Raw genomic sequence first — 20,858 nt, 5'->3', positions numbered from 1 at the left:
CACTGTTCAGAACCGGCCGTTCAGGACTGTCAGGGCTTGTCCGTCCCTGTCTGGGGCTCGGGGACCCGGCCCGGTTCGAGCTGCTCCTCGGCGACCGGCAGGAACTTGGAGATGAACACTCTGTACACGGCGGCACCGATCACGCCGCCGATCAGCGGCCCGACGATCGGCACCCAGAAGTAGAGGTTGCCGTACTGATCGCGCCAGGCGGTGCCGTACCCGGTGAGGTAGCTGGCGAGCCGCGGCCCGAAGTCACGGGCCGGGTTGATGGCGTAGCCGGCGTCGGTGCCCCAGGCCATGCCGATCGCCACGACCAGGAAGCCGATGATGAGCGGGGCGAGGTTGGCGCCGGGCGGGGTGTTGAGCAGGTCGGTGATGGCGAAGATGAGCAGGACCAGGATGGCGGTGCCGATGATCTGGTCGCGCAGGGCGCCGAGTTCACTGATCGGCAGGGCGCCGTTGCCGGGCAGGGTGGAGAAGACGATCTGCGTCTTGATGGTGTGGCCGGGGTCGGCCTTGGCCAGGACCTCGGTGTAGTTCCAGCGCACCAGCAGCGCCGCGACGAACGCTCCCGCGGTCTGGGCGAGGCAGTACGGCAGCACCTTCTTCCAGGAGAAGCCCGCGAAGGTGGCCAGGGCCACGGTGACCGCGGGGTTGAGATGGGCACCGCTGAGACGGGCGGCGATGTAGACGCCGAGGGTGACACCGAAGCCCCAGGCCCAGGCGATGCTGTCGTGGTCGCCGATGCCGGCGGCCACCACCTGGGCCACCACGCCGCATCCGAACAGGATCAGGACCATGGTGCCCAGGAATTCGGCCGACAGTTCGCCGACCAGTCTTCTTCTGGAAGCCTGCTCCGCCATGAGGCACCGCCTTCCGCCAGAAATGTTTGTATTCGCGAGGGTAGTTGTCCGGCGCGAGGCGTCCAGAGGCCCAGCATCAACTGGAGTCACCGCCACCACTTACACCCTGGGCGGACGCGCACAATTCCGCACACGTCCGCTCCGGGCCTCCCCCGCGACGGGTAAAGGGCTCGCCAAAGACGATGGCACGGGGGGCCTGCGCGCGCAGCGCGACCGCCGCCCGGCGGCGTCCCCGCGGGGCCGTGTGTCAGAGCGTGTTGTGGCCCCACCGCGGCCCGAAACGGGCCCATTCCCTGTCCCACTGGGCCATGCGCCGGCGTTCCAGCCGGCCGCACAGGACCCGGCCGCCGACGAAGGGCACCGCCGCGGCGCTCAGGCCCACCAGGACACCGATCAGGGAGGACCGCATATGGGCCTGGGCGGGGGTGGGCGGCTCCGTGACCAGCTCGCCGTGCGGGTCCGTCCAGACGGTGACCGCGGTGCCGGCGGAGCTGCCCGCTCCGACCCGGACCTGACCGGTGTGCCGGGAGCCGTCCGGCGCGGTCCAGCCCACCTGGCCCCACACCTGTTCACCGGTCGCCTCGGCCGGGTGGTCGGCGGCCTTTCCGGGCGCCTTCTCCGTCAGCCGTGCCACGACCTGCCGCCACTCGACCCGTTCGCGAGCCAGCCCGTGCTCGACGGCTGCGGTGGCCGCCAGACCGGCGAGCACCCCGGCCGCGAGGGTGATCAGCCAGGCACCGATCACGACCCACGCCTCGACCACGTCGACCCGGCGTTTGAGCGGGTTGCGCCGCCAGCGCCACAGCCACGCCTTGGGACCACGGAACGCCATCGAAGGCATCCTCCTCATGAGCGCACGACCTTCCCGAACCGCCATCCCATACGAATCAGGGCCATGGGATGCTCAGGCCGACTCCCCTGACTCGACGGTCGCACGAGTACCCCCACTCGCGCAGCTGTTGCCGCGAACGGGGCCGGTTCTCGCCGCCCGGGCCGCCTCCACCGCCCTGACCTGCACGGATCGTCACTCCAGAGGTGACTGTCAGTGGCGGGGTGCAGACTGGCCGGTGTCTGGGACGAAGACGTCACGGAGGTGATCGGCATGGCCGAGGTACTGCTCGCCGTCGGCACGCGCAAAGGCCTGTTCATCGGGCGCCGGCGCGGGGGCACCTGGGAGTTCGACGAGAGTCCGTATTTCAACGCGCAGGCGATGTACTCGGTGGCGATCGACACCCGAGGCGACCGTCCGCGACTGCTCGCCGGCGGCGACAGCGCCCACTGGGGACCGTCCGTGTTCCACTCGGACGACCTGGGCCGCACCTGGACCGAGCCGGCCCGGCCCGCGGTCAAGTTCCCCAAGGAGACCGGGGCTTCGCTGGAGCGGGTGTGGCAGCTGCACCCGGCGGCCGCGGAGGACGACGTGGTCTACGCGGGCACGGAGCCCGCCGCGCTGTACCGCTCGGAGGACCGCGGGGAGACCTTCGAGCTGGTGCGTCCGCTGTGGGAGCACCCCACGCGCTCGAAGTGGGTGCCGGGAGGCGGCGGCGAGGGGCTGCACACCGTGCTCACCGACAAGCGGGACCCGCGGGCGGTGACGGTGGCCGTGTCGACGGCCGGGGTGTTCAGGACGTTGGACGGCGGCGCGAGCTGGACGCCCTCCAACTCCGGTGTGTCCGCGGTGTTCCTGCCGGATCCCAACCCGGAGTTCGGGCAGTGCGTGCACAAGGTCGCCCAGGACGCGGCCACCCCGGACCGGCTCTATCTGCAGAACCACTGGGGGGTGTACAGAAGCGACGACGCGGGCGCCCACTGGACCGACATCGGCGAGGGGCTGCCGTCCACCTTCGGCTTCGCCGCGGCCGCCCACCCGCACCGCGGCGACACCGCCTACGTCTTCCCGATCAACGCGGATGCGGACCGGGTGCCCGCCGACCACCGGTGCCGGGTCTTCCGCACGGCCGACGCCGGCAAGAGCTGGGAACCGCTGTCTGCGGGCCTGCCGCAGGAGGACCACTACGGCACGGTGCTGCGGGACGCGATGTGCACCGACGGCGACGACCCCGCGGGCGTGTACTTCGGCAACCGCAACGGCGAGGTGTTCGCCTCCGCCGACGACGGCGACAGCTGGCGGCAGCTGGCCTCGCACCTGCCGGACGTGCTGTGCGTACGGGCCGCGGTGGTGGGATGAGTCCTGCGGGGGGACCGCACGGCCTTGGCCACCGGTTGATCTCCGCTGCCCGTACGGCAGTAGGGTGACGCCCGTGGCACCACGACCGTTGCATGAAATCGTCGAAGCGGGCTGGGCGAAGGCCCTGGAACCCGTTGCCGGACGGATCGCCGAGATGGGGGACTTCCTCCGCGCGGAGATCGCCGCCGGGCGCACCTACCTGCCGGCCGGACCGAATGTCCTGCGGGCCTTCCAGCAACCCTTCGACGACGTACGGGTCCTGATCGTCGGTCAGGACCCCTATCCGACGCCGGGACATGCGGTGGGGCTGTCGTTCTCGGTGGCGCCCGAGGTGCGTCCGCTGCCGGGCAGCCTCATCAACATCTTCCGGGAGCTGCACACCGACCTGGGTGTGCCGGAACCCTCCAGCGGCGATCTGACGCCGTGGACCGAGCAGGGCGTGCTGTTGCTCAACAGGGCGCTGACCACCGCCCCGCGCAAGCCGGCCGCGCACCGCGGCAAGGGCTGGGAGGAGGTCACCGAGCAGGCCATCCGGGCGCTCGCCGGGCGCGGGAAGCCCCTGGTGTCCATCCTGTGGGGCCGCGACGCCCGCAATCTGCGCCCGCTGCTCGGCACGCTTCCGTCGGTGGAGTCCTCCCACCCCTCCCCCATGTCGGCCGACCGTGGCTTCTTCGGCTCGCGTCCCTTCAGCCGGGCCAACGACCTGCTGATCGGACAGGGCGGACAGCCGGTGGACTGGCGCCTGCCGTGAGCGGCCCGGAGGACGGGGTCCTCGCCGTCGACTCGGGAGGCTCCGGACTGCGGGTCGTCATCGGCAGCACGGAGCGTGGTCCACTGGGCCAGCGCCATTCGCGGGAGCCGGTGCGCACGGGGTCACGGGGTATCGATCCCGGGCATTTCATGGCCCAACTGGTGCCGATGGTCCGGGAGTTGAGAGCCGAGACCGGGGTCGGCGCGCTGCGCACGGCCGCCGTGGGTGCCGCCGGGCTCGCCAGCCTGGGCGAGGCGCTGCGGGCCGAGCTGCCCGGTGCGCTGCGGCGGGAGTTCGGCATCCGCTCGGTGGCCCTCGTCGCCGACGCCGTCACCGGCTATGTGGGCGCGCTCGGGCCGTATCCCGGTGCCGTGGTCGCCGCCGGCACCGGGCTGATCGCCGTCGGCACCGACCTGACATGCTGGCGCCGCGCGGACGGCTGGGGTCATCTGCTGGGCGACTGCGGCGGCGGCGCCTGGATCGGGCGGGCCGGTCTGGAGGCGGCGCTGCGCGCGTACGACGGCAGACCGGGCGGTTCGGACGGGCTGCTGGCCCGCGCCGAGGAGATCTTCGGCCCGATGCCGGGGCTGCCGGGGCTGCTCTACCCCCGTCAGGACCGTCCCGCCGTCCTCGCCTCCTTCGCACCGCAGGTGGCCGCCCTCGCCGGCGGTGATCCGGTCGCCACGGGCATCCTGCGCACCGCGGCCCAGCACATGGCCGAGTCGGCCGCCGCGGTCTGCCCGGACGCGGGAGAGCCTCGGGTGTCCGTCACCGGCGGCCTGCTGAAGATGGGGGACCCGCTGCTCGTCCCGCTGGAGGAAGAGCTCGCCGAGCGGCTGCCGCACGCACCGCTGGTGCCCGCCGCCGGAGACCCGCTCGCGGGCTCGGTGCGCATCGCCCTCGATCTCGCCGCGGGGACGCTCACACTCCCGGGTGACGCGGCGATGCTGAGCGTGGTGACCGGGGCGGGCGACTAACCCCGGCAGGGTGGTCGGTTCCCCGGCGTACGTAACTCATCAGACAAAACCGGACGGATACCGCTCACCTGCACCCTCCCCGAACAGGGGAGCCCAAGAAGCCAGTAACATGCGTCGCCATGAGCTCTGCCACTGGACCCGCGTCCGGCCTGCCAGTACGAATGCCGCGACCTCGCCAGCCCGGGCGGCACCGCCGACCCGAGCCGCTGGCGGCTCCCGAGGGCGCGCCCGCGTTCGTTCTCGCGGTGCCGGGCACTCCCGCCGCCGCCACGCGCAGCCTCGCCGACGAGGTAGTGAGCATCGCACGCTCCGAGCTGCCCGGCCTGGACGCCCGGATCGCGTACCTGGACGGGGACGACACGGAGTTCCCGACGCTCCAGGCCGTACTCACGCACGCCGCCGAGGAGCGCGCGGCCCGTTACGAGCAGGCCAAGGCCGCCGGTCTGGACGTCAAGGAGCCCGACGGCCCCGTCGCCGTCGTCGTGCCGCTGCTGGCCGGCCCGGACGGCGCACTGCTGCGCCGTATCCGCCAGGCCGTGATGGACAGCCGTGTCGCGGCCGACCTGACCGACGTGCTGGGCCCGCACCCGCTGCTCGCCGAGGCGCTGCACGTGCGTCTGTCGGAGGCCGGTCTGGCCCGCGCCGACCGCGCCCGCCTGTTCACCGTGGCGACCGCGGCGGACGGCATCATCCTGGCGTCGGTGGGCGGCGACGAGGCCGTGCAGGCGGCCGGGATCACCGGCATGCTGCTCGCCGCGCGGCTCGCGGTTCCGGTGATGGCGGCGGCGCTCGACCAGGACGGCTCGATCGCGGCCGTCGCCGAGCAGCTGCGCAACTCGGGCTCGCAGCAACTGGCGCTCGCGCCGTACCTCATAGGGCCGGAGATCGGCCCGGGCCTGATCGACGAGGCGGCCAAGGAGGCGGGCTGCTCCGCCGCCGAGGCGCTCGGCCCCTACCCGGCGATCGGCAAGCTCGCGCTGGCCAAGTACACGTCGGCTCTGGGCATCACCCCGCCGCAGCAGCAGGGCACGCCGGTCCGCTGACGCGGACGACGGCACCGCACGAACACAGCGCCGTACGACCACAGAAGGGCCCGCTCCCCGGCCGGGAGCGGGCCCTTCAGGCGTGCGCGGCGCCGGTCGCCCCCGTTCAGCCGAAGATCACGCAGGACGCGGCGGGGACGCCGAGCGCACCCTCGTAGCGCGGCAGGCCCGTGTCCGGGTCGATTGCGAACCAGGCCACCTCGCCGGAGCGCTCGTTGGCGACGTAGAGGAATCCTGCGGACTCGGCGATCGCGCGGGGCCACTTGCCGCCGCAGGGCACCGTGCCGACCAGCCGCAGCTCGTCGCCCTCGACGGCGAAGGTGGACAGGACGTCCTCGCCGCGGGTGGCGGTCCACACGAAGCGGCCGTCCGGGGAGGCGACGATGCCGGACGGGAAGGCGTCGCCGGACGGGACGCCGGACAGCACCTGCCCGACGGTCAGCGGTTCCAGCAGGCCGGCGGCGGCGTCCCAGCGGCAGACGGTGACGGTCGGCGTCAGCTCGCCGAGCACGTACGCGCGCGTGCCGTCCGGGTGGAAGGCCAGGTGACGCGGTCCGGAGCCGGGCCGCAGGGCGACCTCCCGGCGGACTTCGAGGCGGCTCCCGGCCAGCGTGCACACGCGGACCGAGTCCGTGCCGAGGTCGACGCTGACGATCCAGCGGCCGCTGGGGTCCGGCTGCACCTGGTGGGCGTGCGGGCCCTGCTGGCGGAGGGTGTGCGGACCGGAGCCCTTGTGCCGCAGGACGTCGGAGGCGGCGCCCGCGAGCGTGCCGTCGGCGCGGACGGGCACGGTGGTGACGCTGCCGGAGCCGTAGTTGGCGGTCAGGACGTGGCCGTCGTGGACGCTCAGATGCGTGGGGCTGTCGCCGCCGACCGGGACCGGCGTTCCGGCCTTGACCGGCCGCTCGCCCGTCACCCGGAACGCGGCCACCGCGCCCTCGGCGGTCTCGCTGACCGCGTAGAGGATCTGCCCGCCGGGCGCAAGCGCCAGGTAGGACGGGTCCGCCACGGAATCCACGCGGCTCAGGGCCGTCAGCGCGCCGCCGTCCGCGGCCACGGCCGCCGTCACGATCCCGGGCCCGCCGGCCGCCGTGAACGACCCGATGAAGGCCCGCCGTCGCCGCCCGCCGCCATCTGTCACCGCTGTCCCCTCTCGGTCCTGTGCCTCGGGGCGACGTTAGCAGTCGATCATCTGCGGTCTAGACCACATCGGGCCGCCGACTCCGCGAGGACGACCTGGTAACCACAGCCCGACCGCGATCCGGCGGACGGCGTCACGCTCCGACGAGCGGCGAGCCCGACGGTGTCCGCAAGGGGGCGGCCAGCTCCGCGAGGGCTCGTTCCAGGCCGTGCAGGTGGGCCAGGGCGGGCTCCGTCGCGGGCACCTGCGGGGTGGGCGTGACGCGGTCGCCGTCGCCCGTGAGGGCCTCGACGGCCGCCTCCACGCGCCAGCAGGCGGCAGCCAGGCGCGCGTCGTGGGATGCCTCCGGGTCGGCTGCGACGGCGACCAGGCCGCGGGTCTCGCGGGCGCAGTCGTCGAGCAGGGCCAGCACCTGGCGGGCGCGCCGCTTGCGGCCGAGCATCGGGTTGAGCGGGTGGACCAGGGGTGCGACCGACACCCGGACCCGGCCGAGCAGCAGCTCCAGTTCCGCGGTCCGGCGCGCGGGGTCGGCGTCCGCGGAGCCGGCCAGCCGCGCGGCGGCCTCGGCCGTGGTCGCGTGGACGCAACGCAGCGCGCGCTGGATCCAGGCGTGGGTGACGGCGTGCGTGGTGACGGGCAGCACGAAGAGCACGGCGAGCGCGGCGCCGAGCGCGCCGACGGCGGTCTCGGCCATGCGCAGAGCCAGCAGAGCGGGGGTGAGCACCCCCAGCAGGCCGTAGAGGAGCTCGGCGAGAAGCGTGACGCAGAGCATCATCCAGGTGTAGGACACCGCTGCCGTGTAGAAGATGCCGAAGACGCAGGCGGCGAGGAGTGCGGCCGAGGCGGCCCCGGCTCCCTGCAGAGGAACGGCGATCAGCACGCCCAGGCCGATGCCGATCACCGTGCCGAGGACCCGGCGGAAGCCGCGCACCAGGGTCTCGCCGCGCGAGGCGGTGTTCACGAAGACCCACCAGGTGGCGCCGACGGCCCAGTACCAGCGCTGTCCGGACACCAGCTGGCCCACGACCAGGGCGAAGCCCGCGCCGGCGGTGGCCTGGACGGCCTGGCGCGTGGTGGCGCGGGCGAGGCCGCTGCCGGCCACCGGGGCGGGCACGGGCGCCGGGGGCAGCTGGGCCTCGTAGCACCACAGGCCGAAGCGCACGGCCGAGGTGGTGAGCAGGGACAGGACGACGGCGGCGTACAGCTCGGGCAGCTGGTCGGTGGTCGCGTGCAGGAACTGGGCCATGAAGAAGGTCATGAACGCGAACACGCCGAGGCTGTGCCCCCGCGGGCCCCAGCGGCGCGCATACACACCGGCGCCGGTGATCGCGAGGAAGGTGAGGTCGCGGGCCACCGGGAAGTCGTGCAGGACGGCCGCGGCGGCGAGCACCGGGAGGCCGACGGCGGGCAGCAGCGCGGTGGTGACGGCCTGCCCGCGAACCGTGGCGTCGGCGACGGTGAACAGGGCGAGCAGCGCGGCCAGGCCGCCGATGACGGTGCCGACGAGGGAGAGTCCGGCCAGACCGCAGACGACGACCGCGAGGCCGATGCCGAGGACGGCACGGGCGGCGAAGCGCAGCCGCATCCGCCCCGGGTCCGGAGCCACGAACACCCTCTTCAGCAACTGCTTCCCGCCCCTCGAGCCACGGCATGAAAAAGGCGCCGCGGGGTTCCGCAGCGCCATCGACACCCACATTGCAGCATCTGACCTGCTGCTGGCTCAAGCGGACTGAATTATGCTGGGCCGTTGGCACAGTGATACCGGTCCGGGAGCGTCCACGGGCGAGCCATCGGACCACACGAGAGGGGGCCGGGCGCCATGGCCGTCGACGAGCTGGACACCCGCATCCTGCGGTTGCTGATGGAGCAGCCGCGCACCAGCGTGCGCGAGTACGCCCGCATCCTCGGGGTCGCCCGCGGCACGCTTCAGGCGCGCCTCGACCGGCTGGAGCGGGACGGTGTGATCACCGGCACGGGCCCGACGCTCTCGCCGGCCGCGCTCGGTCATCCGGTGCTGGCGTTCGTGCACATCGAGGTGACGCAGGGCAATCTGGACGACGTGGGGGACGCGCTGGCCGCGGTGCCGGAGATCGTCGAGGCCTTCTCGATCACGGGCGGCGGCGATCTGCTGACCCGGGTCGTGGCCCGCGACAACGAGCATCTGGAGGACGTGATCCAGAAGCTGATCAGTCTGCCCGGCGTCGTCCGCACCCGCTCCGAGGTGGCCCTGCGCGAGCGCGTCCCGCAGCGGCTGCTGCCGCTGGTCGAGTCGATCGGCCGCGCGGCGCGCAAGTGACCTTTGCCATGCTGGGGCCATGAGCAGGCTCGGCGACACCGCGGTCATCTTCGATCTCGACGGAACGCTCGTGGACAGCGAACCCAACTACTACGAGGCGGGCCGCCGGACCCTCGCCGAGCATGGCGTCCCGGACTTCACCTGGGCCGAGCACGAGCGGTACGTCGGCGTCAGCACGCAGGAGACGGCCGCCCTGTGGAAGCGGGAGTACGGTCTGGCGGCCTCCGCCGAGGAACTGCTCGCCGACACCGACCGCCGCTATCTGGAGCTGGCCCGCACGGCCACGCGCGCGTACCCGCAGATGCGGAAGTTCGTGGAGCTGCTCGCGACGGACGGCGTGCCGATGGCCGTGGCCTCCGGTTCGTCGCCGGAGGCGATCGAGGCGATCCTGGCGGGCACCGGCCTCAACGCGTACCTCCGCACCGTCGTCTCGGCCGAGGAGGTCCCGCGCGGCAAGCCCGCCCCGGACGTCTTCCTGGAGGCGGCCCGCCGCCTCGGGGCGGCCCCGGCCGACTGCGTGGTCCTGGAGGACGCCGTGCCCGGTGCCGCCGCCGCGCACGCCGCCGGTATGCGCTGCATCGCAATCCCGTACGTCGCCGGGCAGGCCGGTGCCCCGGAGTTCGCCACCGCGGGTCTGCTGCTGCGCGGCGGACAGGTGGAGTTCACGGCGCGCGGTGCCTACGACTGGCTCGTGCGCTCGGCCCGTTCCTCCTGATCCCGCGAGGTTCGGGACGTTCCGGCTCCGAGCAGGTGCAGGTACATGACGGTCACATCGCGTACGGCGGCGTCGTATGTGTCGGGCCGCGCGGCGACCCGGCGGGCGAACTCGGCGCACATGCCACCCACCGCGCGCGCCACGGCGAGCGGTTCCGCGACCGGGGACGCCTGGCCCCGGTCGGCGAGGCGGCGGATGTAGCGGGCGTGACGACGGACGGGCCGTTCGCGGATCTCCTCCCACAGCTGCCGTACGTCCGGGTCGGTGCGGGCCTGCTGCTCCAGCAGGACGAGCAGCGGCTGGTGGCGGGCGCAGGCGGCGATGAAGGCGCCGACGGACGCCTCGGCGACGGCGAGTGTGTCGTCGCTGTCGACGCCCGGCACCTCCTGCGCGGCGAGGAAGGCGTCCCGTACGCGCACCGCGAGGACGCGGAAGATCTCCTCCTTGGAGGCGAAGTAGACGTAGAAGCCGGCCCGGGAGACCCCGGCCTGGGCAGTGATGTCGGCGACGGTGGCCGGGCCGAGCCCGAGCCGCGCGAAGACGGCCTCGGCCGCGTCCAGGAGCCGGGCGCGGGCCGGGGCCTCGGTACGGTCGCGGGCGGTGCGGACCGCCCATGCCTTGTGCGTGCGTGCCATGCGGGGAGCGTATTGACGTTGACGTCAATGTCAATGAACATGGCGAGGCCGGTCGACGACGTCCTGGAAAGGCCCACGCATGAGTGCCGTACTCGTCGCCAACCGCGGAGAGATCGCCGTACGGGTCCTGCGGGCCGCGTCGGAGGCGGGGCTGCGCTCGGTCGCGGTGTATGCCGAGGGCGACGACGCGCATGTCCGACTGGCCGACGAGGCCGTACCGTTGGGCAGTTACCTCGACGCGGGTGCGCTGATCGAGGCCGCCTCCGCTGCCGGCTGCTCCTTCCTGCACCCCGGTTACGGCTTCCTGAGCGAGGACGCGGACTTCGCGCGACGGTGCCTGGCCGCCGGTGTCACCTTCGTCGGGCCCGCTCCGGAGGTGCTGGACGCCTTCGGGGACAAGACACGGGCCCGTGAACTCGCCGTCGCCACCGGAGTTCCGGTGCTGCCCGGGACGCACGGCGGGCTGGAGGAGGCGCGCGCGTTCGCCGCCCGGGGCCCGGTGATGATCAAGGCGGTCGGCGGGGGCGGCGGGCGCGGCATGCGGGTCGTGCGGCGGCCCGAGGAACTGGACGAGGCGTGGGAGCGGTGCGCTTCCGAGGCGCAACAGGGCTTCGGCCGGAGTGAGTTGTACGCGGAACGGCTGCTGGAGGGTGCCCGGCATGTGGAGGTCCAGGTCGTCGGGGACGCCACGGGAGCCGTCACGCATCTGTGGGACCGGGACTGCAGTGCCCAGCGGCGCCATCAGAAGCTGATCGAGATCGCGCCCGCGCCCGAACTCCCGGAGCCGGTACGGGAGAAGATCCTGGACAGTGCGCTGCGGCTGGCCCGGGCCGTTCCCTGTTCGAGCCTGGTCACCTTCGAATTCCTCGTCCTGGACGACCGGTTCCACTTCATCGAGGCCAACCCGCGCCTCCAGGTGGAGCACACGGTCACCGAGGAGGTGACGGGACTGGACCTGGTCGCCGTGCAACTGCGCCTCGCCGCCGGAGCCACGCTGGACGAGCTGGGGCTGTCGGGGCCGCCCGTCCCGCCGCGCGGGTTCGCCGTGCAGGCACGGGTCAACGCCGGGTCGACCGGACGGATCACGCGCTTCGACGTGCCGACCGGGCCCGGGGTACGGGTCGACACCGCCGTGCGGGCCGGGAGCGACGTCGGGTCGCGGTACGACCCGCTGCTCGCGAAGGTGATCGCGCACGTGCCGAACGGCGGGGTCGAGGCGGCCGTCACACGGGTGAGGCGGGCGCTGGGCGAGTTCGGCGTGGAGGGGGTGCGCACGGGGATTCCGTTGCTGCGGGACGTTCTCGCGCGGCCGGGGTTCTGGAGGCGTACGGAGGTCATCGAGCAGGGCGCACCGGAAGCCGCGGCGGCGGACGGCACGGTTCACGCGCCACTCGGCGGCACCGTCGTCTCCGTCGACGTCTCGCCCGGTGAACAGGTGCGTGCCGGACAGCAGTTGCTGGTCCTGGAGGCCATGAAGATGGAGCACGTGGTGCACGCTCCCGGCTCCGGAGTGGTACGGCTGCTGCCCGCGCGCCTGGGCCAGACGGTCGGTGAGGGCTCGGCGCTGGCCGTCCTGGACGGCGTCACCGGAGCGCAGGAGGACGGGCCCGAGGTGGAGCCGGTCGATCCGGACGCCGTGCGCGCGGACCTCGCCGACATGGTGCACCGGCACTCCTTCGGGCTGGACGAGAACCGGCCGGAGGCGGTCGCCCAACGGCATGCGCTCGGCCGGCGCACCGCCCGCGAGAACATCGAGGACCTGTGCGACGCGGGCTCGTTCACCGAGCTCGGCGCCCTCGCGATCGCCGCGCAGCGCAGGCGCCGCTCCCTGGACGACCTGATCCGGTCTACGCCCGCGGACGGCCTGGTCTGCGGCACCGGGCGGGTGGGCGGTGAGCCGTGCGTGGCGATGTCGTACGACTACACCGTCCTGGCCGGTACCCAGGGCCTGCAGAACCACCGCAAGACCGACCGGATGCTGGAGATCGCCGAGGAACGGCGGCTGCCCGTCGTGCTGTTCGCGGAGGGCGGCGGTGGGCGGCCCGGGGACACCGACACCACGTCCGTGGCGGGTCTCGACGTGACCACCTTCCAGCGGATGGGGCGGCTCAGTGGGCTCGTCCCGCTGGTCGGCATCGCCTCGGGGCGGTGCTTCGCGGGCAATGCTGCGCTGCTCGGCTGCTGCGACGTCGTGATCGCCACGCCGGACGCGACGATCGGGATGGGCGGGCCCGCGATGATCGAGGGCGGCGGGCTGGGCGTGTACCGGCCCGAGGAGGTGGGGCCGCTGTCGGTGCAGGTGCCCAACGGAGTCGTGGACATCGCCGTCGACGACGAGGCGGAGGCGGTGCGGGTCGCACGGCGGTACCTGTCGTACTTCCAGGGCACGCAGGGCAGTTGGGAGGCGCCGGACCGGCGGCTGCTGCGGCAGGTCGTGCCGGAGAACCGGCGGCGTGCGTACGACATGCGGACGGCCGTCGCGGGGCTCGCGGACACGGGATCGGTGCTGGAACTGCGGCCCGCGTTCGGCGTCGGCGTCCTGACGTTTCTGGTGCGCGTCGAGGGGCGGCCGTTGGGCCTGCTGGCGAGCAACCCGGCGCATCTGGGCGGGGCGATCGACCGGGACGCGGCCGACAAGGCGGCCCGCTTCCTGCAGTTGTGCGACGCCTTCGGGCTGCCGGTGGTCTCGCTGTGCGACACCCCGGGGTTCATGGTCGGCCCCGAGGCCGAACGGACCGCCACCGTACGGCACTTCGCGCGGCTCTTCGTCACCGGCGCCAACCTGCGGGTGCCGCTGGTGAGTCTGGTGCTGCGCAAGGCGTACGGGCTGGGGGCGATGGCCATGATGGGCGGCTCGACGCGGACTCCCCTGGCCACGGCCGCCTGGCCGAGCGGCGAGTTCGGCGGAATGGGCCTGGAGGGCGCGGTGCGGCTCGGCTACCGCAAGGAGCTGGAGGCGATCGCGGACCCGGCCGAGCGTGCTCGTGTCTTCGAGGAGCGGGTCGCCGAGTTGTACGAACGCGGGAAGGCGGTCAACACGGCGGCCGCGCTGGAGATCGACGCGGTCATCGACCCGGCCGGGTCGCGGGACTGGGTGGTCGCGGCTTTGGAGCGATGCCCCGTCCCCCGCCCGGGGCATCGTCCGTTCATCGACGCCTGGTGAGCAAGGCGCCTGCTCCGTAGGCCACTTGGTGGTTACGGCTGCTTCCGGTCGGGCCCGTCAGCTGGGCCGGATGTTCTGGTTGAGCCGGAAGACGTTGTCGGGGTCGAGTTCGGCCTTGATCCGGGCCAGCCGCTGGTAGTTGGAGCCGTAGCTGGCGCGGACGCGTTCCTGGCCCTCGTCCATCATCATGTTCACGTAGGCGCCGCCCGCCGAGTAGGGGTGCAGGGCCTCGGAGTAGTCGACCGCCCACCGTTTGATCAGCTCGGCGTTGGCCGGGTCGGGGTCGACTCCGGCATAGACGGTCGACCAGCGGGCGCCGCGGTAGCCCCAGGGGGTCTCGTCGGGGCCGACGTCGTGGGCGGCTCCGTCGATCGGGTAGAGGTGCATCGTCGACTGCACGGTCGGTACCTCGGAGCCGAACTTGGCGTGGAGTTCTACGGCCTCGTCGGGGATCTCCTCGACGAAGTCGGCGCGCCAGTACCACTGGTGGCCGGGCGGGTAGAGCCCGTCGAACATGGACTGCAGGTCCGGGTGCGGCATCGGTGCGACGAAGTGCAGCATCGGCTCCGGCAGGGCGTCGAGCAGCGGGGCCATCCCGCGTGCGGCCGCCTCGGGGTCGTTGCCCGCGTAGCACCAGACGACGCCGGCCGTCTTGCGCAGCTGGATCTCCTCGGGAAACGGCGGGGCGGGCGGGACGGTGCCGTGGAGGAAGAAGGCGTTGAGTTCGCGGGGCGCGTTCGGCAGGAAGTCCCGGTAGGCGGAGAGGACTTCGGCGCTGATCTCGACGGGCCAGAAGGTCGGTCCGGCGACGACCGTGCCGATCTCGTGCAGGCGGAACAGGAAGGAGGTGGCGACGCCGAAGTTGCCGCCGCCGCCGCGGATCGCCCAGAACAGGTCGGTGTTCTCGTCGGCGCTCGCGCGCACCTGGCGTCCGTCGGCGAGGACGACGTCGGCGGAGAGCATGTTGTCGATGGTCAGTCCGCACTTGCGGGTGAGGTGGCCGAGTCCGCCGCCGGTGGCGATGCCCCCGACGCCGGTGGTGGAGACGATGCCGCTGGGCGTGGCGAGGCCGTGCGGGTTGGTGGCGCGGTCGACCTCACCCCACACGCAGCCACCGCCGACGCGGACGGTGCGGGCGGCGGGGTCGACCTGGATGTCCTTCAGGGGTGAGAGGTCGGCGACCACTCCCCCGTCGACGGTGCCCATGCCGGCACCGTGGTGGCCGCCGCCGCGGACGGCGAGCGGCAGGTCGTGGGCGCGGGCGAAGCCGATCACGCGGGCGACGGCATCGGCGTCGGCGCAGCGTGCGACGAGCGCGGGGCGCCGGTCGATCATCGCGTTGTAGACGGCGCGGGCCTGGTCGTAGCCCGGATCCTCGGGTCCGATCAACTCGCCGTTGATGCCGGAGAGTTCGCTGCGGGCGGCCTGGGCAGGTGTACTGGACATGCGATATCCCCCGTTTGTTCGGAGAAGGGCCGATCCGCACGTTCTACTCGTGTTGCGCGGGTACCGGCATCCGTGGCCGTCACCTAGCTCGGGCCCGGCGGTTACCTACGTTTCGGGTCAGGGGAGGAGTCCGAGCTCCGCGGCGCGGTCGGCGACGTGGCGGCGGGTGGGCGCGTCCAGCTTGTCCAGGACCGCGCGGACGTGGTTGTCGACGGTACGCACGGAGACGACGAGCCGGGCGGCGATCTCGGCGTTGGTCAGGCCCTGCGCGAGCAGCCGCATGACCTGGAGCTGGCGTTCGGTGAGGTTCGCGGGGTTGCCGCGGGTCGCGGCGACGGGGCCGCGCGGGATGCGCTTGACGCCCAGCTCACGCAGCTCGGCGCGGATCAGCCGGGCCAGCGGCTCGGCACCCAGGGCGTCGAGCTCGGCGAGCGCCTCGATCTTGTCGGCGGGGTGCGGGCTCTCCGCGACGGCGGCGGCGTGCTCGTAGGGGCAGCCGGCCGTCTGCCAGCGCGCGGCCGCCTCCCGCCAGTGGCCGCGGACCTGGAGCGCGTACGGGTGGTCGCAGTCCTCGAGCCGGACCGGGTGGCCGGCTCGGGTGAGCCAGTAGCCCAGCTCGGCGCGGTAGGGGACGCCGGGCAGGTCGCGGGCCTGGGCGTGGACGGGGGTGACGGCCTCTACGACGGCGGCGTGGTCACCGCGCAGCCAGGCGGCCTCCGCGAGCGCGGCCGCGACGGGGCCGGTCCGCTGGAGCTCGCGGGTGCGGACGGCGATCTCCTGGGCCTCGGCGAGGAGATCGCCGGCGCCGGGGCGGCCGGTGCGGGTGCGCACCCGGGCGAGGACGGTCAGCGCCGGGGAGCGCGCGGGCAGGAAGTCGTGGATGCCGAACTCGGCGTGCCGTTCGGCGTCCTCCCAGTCGGCGGCGGCGAGCCGGCGTATGGCCAGTTCGACGTGGAGGTAGGTCAGGAAGCCGAGGTGCTCGGCGCGGTCGGCGAGGTCCATGGCCGGGGGCAGATAGCGGTCGGCCTCGGCGTACTCGAGGTGGTCGAGCAGGGTCCAGATGAGGTTGGCGTAGGCGCGGCAGGCGTGCTCGACCTCGCCGGCCGCGAGCGCGACGTCGAGGCTCTCCTCCAGCTGCTTGCGCCCTTCGGGGTCGCCGGCGCGCCAGCGGGCGGTGCCGACGTTGTTGAGGGCGTGCGAGAGGATCGCCGTGTCCTCGGTCTTCCGCGCCAGGGTGATCGCGCGCTCGGCGTGTGCGACGGCCTCGGGATAGCGGTCGGCCAGCATCCGCAGCTGGGCGATGTTGCTGACGGCCAGGGCCAGCAGCCGGTCGTCGCCGGCGTGCTCCAGGACGGTCACGGCCTCGCGGGCGGCGTACTGGGCCTCGTCCGCGTCGCCGGCCCACCAGTGGATGCGGGAGAGCCAGCGCAGGTCGGCGCCGAGGGCGGGGATGTCGCCGAGCGAGCGGCGCAGGGCGACGGCCTCGCGCTGGGCGGCGACGGCGGCGGCCGAGTCGGCGATCGTGTAGCTCTCCACCGCGAAGCGTTCGAGCAGGTCGGCGAGGTCGGGCGGCGCGTAGCGGTGGCGTTGCTGCAGGACGAGCCCGAGCTGGGCGGCGGCCTCGCGATGGGAGCCGGCCGAGGCGGCGTCGCGGGCCGCGTCGGGCCCGTAGCGTGCGATGGCGTCCTGGTCGCCGGCCTGCGCCGCGTGGTGGACGATGCGGGCGGCGTCGGCGCCGGGGCGGGCGACGAGGGCCGCGAGGACGTTGCGGTTGAGCTCGATGCGCCGGGCGGTGGGCACGGGGTCGACGACCGCCCGCCGGATCAGCTCGTGCCGGAACGCCACCCGCTCCGGTGTCACGGCCAGCAGCCCGCGCTGCTCGGCCGCCGCCAGGGCCGCCACCCCCGGCGGGAGCAGCGCGTCGACCAGCGGGCGTTCCACGGCCGAGGGAACGACGGCGAGCTGCTCCAGCGCGTCCACGGTGGCCGGGTCCAGTCCGCGCAGCCGGGCGAGCACGGCCTCGACGACGGTCGGGGGCACTCCCCCGGTGCCGCCGGCCGCGACGACCTCGGCGACGAAGAAGGGGTTCCCGGACGTGACCGCGTAGACCTGCGCCGGGTCGAGCCCGCCGGCCTTGCTGAGGGTGCGGACCGCGTCCAGGGACAGCCGGGCCAGGGGCAGCCGGTGCACACGGGGCGCGCGGGACACCTGACCGAGGAGGTGGCGCAGGGGGTGTCCGCGGCTGAGCTCGTCGTCGCGGTAGGTGAGCACGAGCAGGGCGGGCAGCCGCTCCATGCGCCGCACCAGGAAGCGCAGGGCGTCCAGGGACGCCTCGTCGGCCCAGTGCACGTCCTCGACGACGAGTACTGCGGGGTGCGGAGTCACGGCCAGCTCTCCGTGCAGGGCCTCGTAGACGCGCTGGCGGTCGCCGCCCTCGGTGACCGCCCGGGCCAGCTCGGCGCCGACGCTGCCGACGAGGTCGCGGAAGGGGCCGAGCGGTCGCCGGGTGGCGAGGTCGTCGCACTGCCCGACGAGCACGCGGGCCTGCGGCGGCAGCCGGTCGGGCATGGCTCTCACCAGGCTCGACTTGCCGATTCCGGCCTCGCCGAAGACGAGCACCACCGACCCGGCCCCGTCCGCCGCCTCCCGTGCGGCCGTGGCCAGCAGTGTCAGCTCGGGCTCGCGCTCGAGGATCCCCCGGTCCACGTGACCGATTGTGCCATCGGGCGCCCGCTCTGTCCGTGGCAGCACGCTTCCACGGCCCCCACCCCGTGCCTGCAGTGCTCAGCACGGCACGGGGCCCCCCGCCTCATGGACGGTGATCGGGATGTTCCAGAACGCCGAGGAAACACGGAAGTTCATCGCGGACGAGGACGTGAGGCTCGTGGACGTCCGCTTCTGCGATCTGCCGGGGATCATGCAGCACTTCACGGTGCCGGTGGAGATCTTCGACCCGGACGAGGAACTGGCGTTCGACGGTTCGTCGATCCGCGGCTTCCAGGCCATCCACGAGTCCGACAGCCGCGACCCGCGCAACGTGGCGAGGAAGGCGGAGACGTACCTGGTGTCCACGGGCATCGCGGACCTCGCGTACTTCGGCCCGGAGGCGGAGTTCTACGTCTTCGACAGCGCCCGGTTCGAGACACGGACGAACGAGGCGTCGTACCACGTCGACTCCGAGGCGGGCGCCTGGAACACCGGTGCGCTCCAGGACAACCGGGGCTACAATGTCCGCTGCAAGGGCGGCTACTTCCCCGTCCCGCCGGTCGACCACTTCGCCGACCTGCGCGCCGAGATGACCCTCGAACTCATCAAGTGCGGCATCCTCGTCGAGAAGCAGCACCACGAGGTGGGCACCGCGGGCCGGGCCGAGATCAACTACCGGTTCAACACGCTGCTGCACGCCGCCGACGACCTGCAGCTCTACAAGTACATCGTCAAGAACGTCGCCTGGCGAGGCGGCAGGACGGCCACCTTCATGCCCAGGCCGATCTTCGGCGACAACGGCTCAGGGCGGCAGCCCGCTCTTCTACGGCGAGGAGGGCTACGCCGGCCTGTCGGAGTCCGCCCGCCACTACATCGGCGGCCTGCTCAGGCACGCCCCGTCACTGCTGGCGTTCACCAACCCGACGGTGAACTCCCAAGCGTCTGGAGTTCCGCGCCCCGGACCCGTCCTGCAACCCGTACCTGGCCTTCTCGGCGATACTCCTCGCGGGCCTGGACGGCATATCGCGACCTGGATCGGCCTCAAGCGCACCCACGAGATCGCACCGCTGCAACTGCGGCCCCATCCGCATGAGTTCGAGCTGTATTACGACGTGTGACCTCGGTGTACGGCCGCGTCAGGACGGCGTCAGCGGAAGGTCGTCCGTGTAGGCGTTGACCGGTGGGGCGATGCGCTCGGTGTGGTGGACGTCCAGGGCCGCCGGGGCGGACTTCGTGCCGAGGGTGCCGCCGGGGTGCCAGGTTCCGTCGACGGCCAGCCAGGTGTCGGCGGGTGGGGCGGGGATGCCGAAGACGCGGACCTTGACCGACTGGGAGTCGGCCGCGCAGCAGGTGAAGATGATCCGGGTCAGGTACCAGCCGCCGCCCGGGCCGGCCGGGGTGACGAAGCCGGTCATCCGGATGCTGCGGCTTCTGATCGCCTGCTTCGGGTCCTGCTGGACCCGGGCCGTGAAGTCCGAGAGGGTCATCGGCAGGGGGCTGGTCGCGGGCAGCGGGTCGAAGTGCTGCTCCCGCTTGACGGCCTTGTCGTGCGTGCGTGAGGCCGTGTAGGCGCCGAGGGCGGGCGGGGCGTGGAAGAGCAGGCTGAGGACGGGCAGGAAGAGCAGCCAGGCGACGCGGGGGACGGCGGAGTGGTCGTGGCCGTGTGCGTGGCCGTCGTCCACGGCCTCCGCACGGTCCAGGACCGCTCCCGCCAGGCCCAGCAGCACGAGCAGCGCTCCGGAGGCGATCAGGAGGGGGCGCTGGCCCTCCTTGACGTAGCGCAGGCAGAGGTCGGTGAAGAGGGAGGCGTGCAGCAGGCCGAGGCCGGTCAGGACCAGCAGGGCGGCCTGGACGTGGCGTCTCACAGCAGTGCGCCTCCGATCAGGGCGCTCGCGACGACGGCCACGAGCGTGGTCGCGGTGGAGAAGCGGAGCGCGAAGCCCCGCCCGAACGTGCCCGCCTGAAGGGCGATCAGCTTCAGGTCGACCATGGGGCCGACCACCATGAACACCAGCCGCGCGGTGGGCGAGAAGCCGGTGAGCGACGCGGCGACGAAGGCGTCGGCCTCCGAGCAGACGGCGAGCAGGACGGCGAGCCCGGCCAGGAAGAGCACCGACAGCCAGGGCGAGCCGGAGAAGGTGTCGAGGACGGAGCGCGGCACGGCGACGTTGAACGTGGCCGCCGCCATGGCGCCCAGCACCAGGAACCCGCCGGCCTGGAGGAAGTCGTGCCGGAAGCCGAGGCGGAACTCCGTCCAGCGGCTGTGCCCCGGCTGGTGGCCCGTGTGCCGGGCGGTCTGCCGCAGCCACTCCGCACGCCCCAGCCAGAGCCACAGCCAGCCCATCGCGGCGGCCGTGAGGAGGGACGCGAGCAGGCGGGCGGCGACCATGGCGGGGTTGCCGGGGAAGGCGACCGCCGTGGCGGTCAGCACGATCGGGTTGATCGCGGGGGCGGACAGGAGGAAGGCGAAGGCCGCGGCGGGGGTGACGCCGCGCCGGATCAGACTGTTCGCGACCGGCACCGAGGCGCACTCGCAGCCCGGCAGGACGGCTCCCGCGACACCGGCCACCGGTACGGCGAGCGCGGGGCGCCGGGGCAGGATCCGGGTGAACAGGTCGGCCGGCACGAAGGCGTTGATCGCCCCCGACAGGACCGTGCCGAGGAGCAGGAAGGGCAGCGCCTGGACGGTGATGGCCAGGCAGACCGTGCGCCAGGCCGCGACGGCGGGCCGGTTCAGCCAGCCGGCGCCGGTGAGCGCGAGGGCCGCGGCCAGGCCCGCGGCCCCGACGACGGCGATGCCGATGAGCAGGGGTCGTACGGTGGCGCGGCGCTCCGGCGGGCAGGGAGGTGCGACGAGCGCCGTCTCCTCCACCACATCAACCAGCGCATCCGTCTTTTGCATATTTACTCCGGATGTCGGATTTCGTGGCGAAG

Annotated in this window: 16 protein-coding genes and 1 pseudogene; 8 read left to right on the top strand and 9 right to left on the bottom strand. The window is 73.2% G+C overall.

The genetic code is table 11. From position 1 onward, the window contains the following. Positions 1-29: 29 nt before the first annotated feature. Together ACIBN2_RS02300 and ACIBN2_RS02295 are read right to left on the bottom strand one after the other, a co-directional pair. A complete protein-coding gene (locus tag ACIBN2_RS02300; RefSeq protein ID WP_399132202.1) occupies positions 30-863 on the bottom strand; it encodes an MIP/aquaporin family protein in 834 nt (277 codons plus the stop codon). Between the two features lie 247 nt (positions 864-1,110). Next, positions 1,111-1,695, bottom strand: coding sequence for a hypothetical protein (locus ACIBN2_RS02295; RefSeq protein ID WP_399132201.1), 585 nt, complete (start codon positions 1,693-1,695; stop codon positions 1,111-1,113). 270 nt (positions 1,696-1,965) lie between these two features. Between ACIBN2_RS02295 and ACIBN2_RS02290 the strand changes: the two genes are divergently transcribed. The 4 genes from ACIBN2_RS02290 (at position 1,966) to ACIBN2_RS02275 (ending at position 5,822) form a co-directional block, all read left to right on the top strand. Then, entirely contained in the window at positions 1,966-3,051 is a 1,086-nt protein-coding gene (locus ACIBN2_RS02290; protein WP_399132866.1) for a WD40/YVTN/BNR-like repeat-containing protein, read from the top strand. 73 nt (positions 3,052-3,124) lie between these two features. Continuing rightward, positions 3,125-3,802 (top strand): uracil-DNA glycosylase, encoded by a 678-nt coding sequence (locus tag ACIBN2_RS02285; protein WP_399132200.1) that lies wholly within the window; start codon positions 3,125-3,127, stop codon positions 3,800-3,802. Continuing rightward, positions 3,799-4,779: an N-acetylglucosamine kinase gene (locus ACIBN2_RS02280; protein ID WP_399132199.1), complete on the top strand. Its 981-nt coding sequence runs from the start codon at positions 3,799-3,801 to the stop codon at positions 4,777-4,779. Before ACIBN2_RS02285 ends, ACIBN2_RS02280 begins: the two co-directional genes overlap by 4 nt. Positions 4,780-4,898: 119 nt before the next feature. Next, complete coding sequence (locus tag ACIBN2_RS02275; protein WP_399132198.1) at positions 4,899-5,822, top strand: sirohydrochlorin chelatase; 924 nt, start codon at positions 4,899-4,901, stop codon at positions 5,820-5,822. Positions 5,823-5,928: 106 nt separating this feature from the next. On the opposite strand, the gene ACIBN2_RS02270 is transcribed toward ACIBN2_RS02275, so the two are convergent. Beyond that, positions 5,929-6,963: a lactonase family protein gene (locus ACIBN2_RS02270; RefSeq protein WP_399132197.1), complete on the bottom strand. Its 1,035-nt coding sequence runs from the start codon at positions 6,961-6,963 to the stop codon at positions 5,929-5,931. A gap of 133 nt (positions 6,964-7,096) precedes the next feature. Continuing rightward, entirely contained in the window at positions 7,097-8,587 is a 1,491-nt protein-coding gene (locus tag ACIBN2_RS02265) for an FUSC family protein (RefSeq protein WP_399132196.1), read from the bottom strand. Positions 8,588-8,782: 195 nt separating this feature from the next. Here ACIBN2_RS02265 and ACIBN2_RS02260 point away from each other — a divergent pair, with 195 nt between their 5' ends. Beyond that, positions 8,783-9,259, top strand: a complete 477-nt coding sequence (locus ACIBN2_RS02260) for an Lrp/AsnC family transcriptional regulator (protein WP_399132195.1) — start codon at positions 8,783-8,785, stop codon at positions 9,257-9,259. A gap of 19 nt (positions 9,260-9,278) precedes the next feature. Next, positions 9,279-9,974 carry an HAD family hydrolase gene (locus tag ACIBN2_RS02255; protein WP_399132194.1) on the top strand — a complete coding sequence of 232 codons (696 nt, stop codon included), beginning with the start codon at positions 9,279-9,281 and terminating at the stop codon, positions 9,972-9,974. Here the strand turns inward: ACIBN2_RS02255 and ACIBN2_RS02250 are convergent. Then, the gene (locus ACIBN2_RS02250) at positions 9,938-10,609 is read right to left on the bottom strand and encodes a TetR/AcrR family transcriptional regulator (protein ID WP_399132193.1); all 672 of its coding nucleotides are present in this window, start codon (positions 10,607-10,609) and stop codon (positions 9,938-9,940) included. The two genes, ACIBN2_RS02255 and ACIBN2_RS02250, sit on opposite strands and share 37 nt — an antisense overlap. A gap of 79 nt (positions 10,610-10,688) precedes the next feature. On the opposite strand from ACIBN2_RS02250, the gene ACIBN2_RS02245 reads away from it, so the two are divergent. Then, positions 10,689-13,772 carry a carboxyl transferase domain-containing protein gene (locus ACIBN2_RS02245; protein ID WP_399132192.1) on the top strand — a complete coding sequence of 1,028 codons (3,084 nt, stop codon included), beginning with the start codon at positions 10,689-10,691 and terminating at the stop codon, positions 13,770-13,772. Positions 13,773-13,829: 57 nt separating this feature from the next. Here ACIBN2_RS02245 and ACIBN2_RS02240 read toward each other — a convergent pair whose 3' ends face one another. Together ACIBN2_RS02240 and ACIBN2_RS02235 are read right to left on the bottom strand one after the other, a co-directional pair. Next, positions 13,830-15,218, bottom strand: a complete 1,389-nt coding sequence (locus ACIBN2_RS02240) for an FAD-binding oxidoreductase (RefSeq protein WP_399132191.1) — start codon at positions 15,216-15,218, stop codon at positions 13,830-13,832. 117 nt (positions 15,219-15,335) lie between these two features. Continuing rightward, positions 15,336-17,924 carry an ATP-binding protein gene (locus ACIBN2_RS02235; RefSeq protein ID WP_399132190.1) on the bottom strand — a complete coding sequence of 863 codons (2,589 nt, stop codon included), beginning with the start codon at positions 17,922-17,924 and terminating at the stop codon, positions 15,336-15,338. Positions 17,925-18,045: 121 nt separating this feature from the next. Between ACIBN2_RS02235 and ACIBN2_RS02230 the strand changes: the two are divergent. Further along, positions 18,046-19,042 (top strand): annotated as a pseudogene (locus ACIBN2_RS02230) (glutamine synthetase beta-grasp domain-containing protein). Between the two features lie 18 nt (positions 19,043-19,060). Here ACIBN2_RS02230 and ACIBN2_RS02225 read toward each other — a convergent pair. Then, positions 19,061-19,789, bottom strand: coding sequence for a TIGR03943 family putative permease subunit (locus ACIBN2_RS02225; RefSeq protein ID WP_399132189.1), 729 nt, complete (start codon positions 19,787-19,789; stop codon positions 19,061-19,063). Next, complete coding sequence (locus ACIBN2_RS02220; RefSeq protein ID WP_399132188.1) at positions 19,786-20,826, bottom strand: permease; 1,041 nt, start codon at positions 20,824-20,826, stop codon at positions 19,786-19,788. Before ACIBN2_RS02220 ends, ACIBN2_RS02225 begins: the two co-directional genes overlap by 4 nt. Positions 20,827-20,858 lie beyond the last annotated feature (32 nt).

This window comes from Streptomyces sp. NPDC050534 (genome assembly GCF_044457745.1).
GTDB lineage: Bacteria > Actinomycetota > Actinomycetes > Streptomycetales > Streptomycetaceae > Streptomyces.
This window is presented reverse-complemented; position numbering and strand designations above follow the sequence as displayed.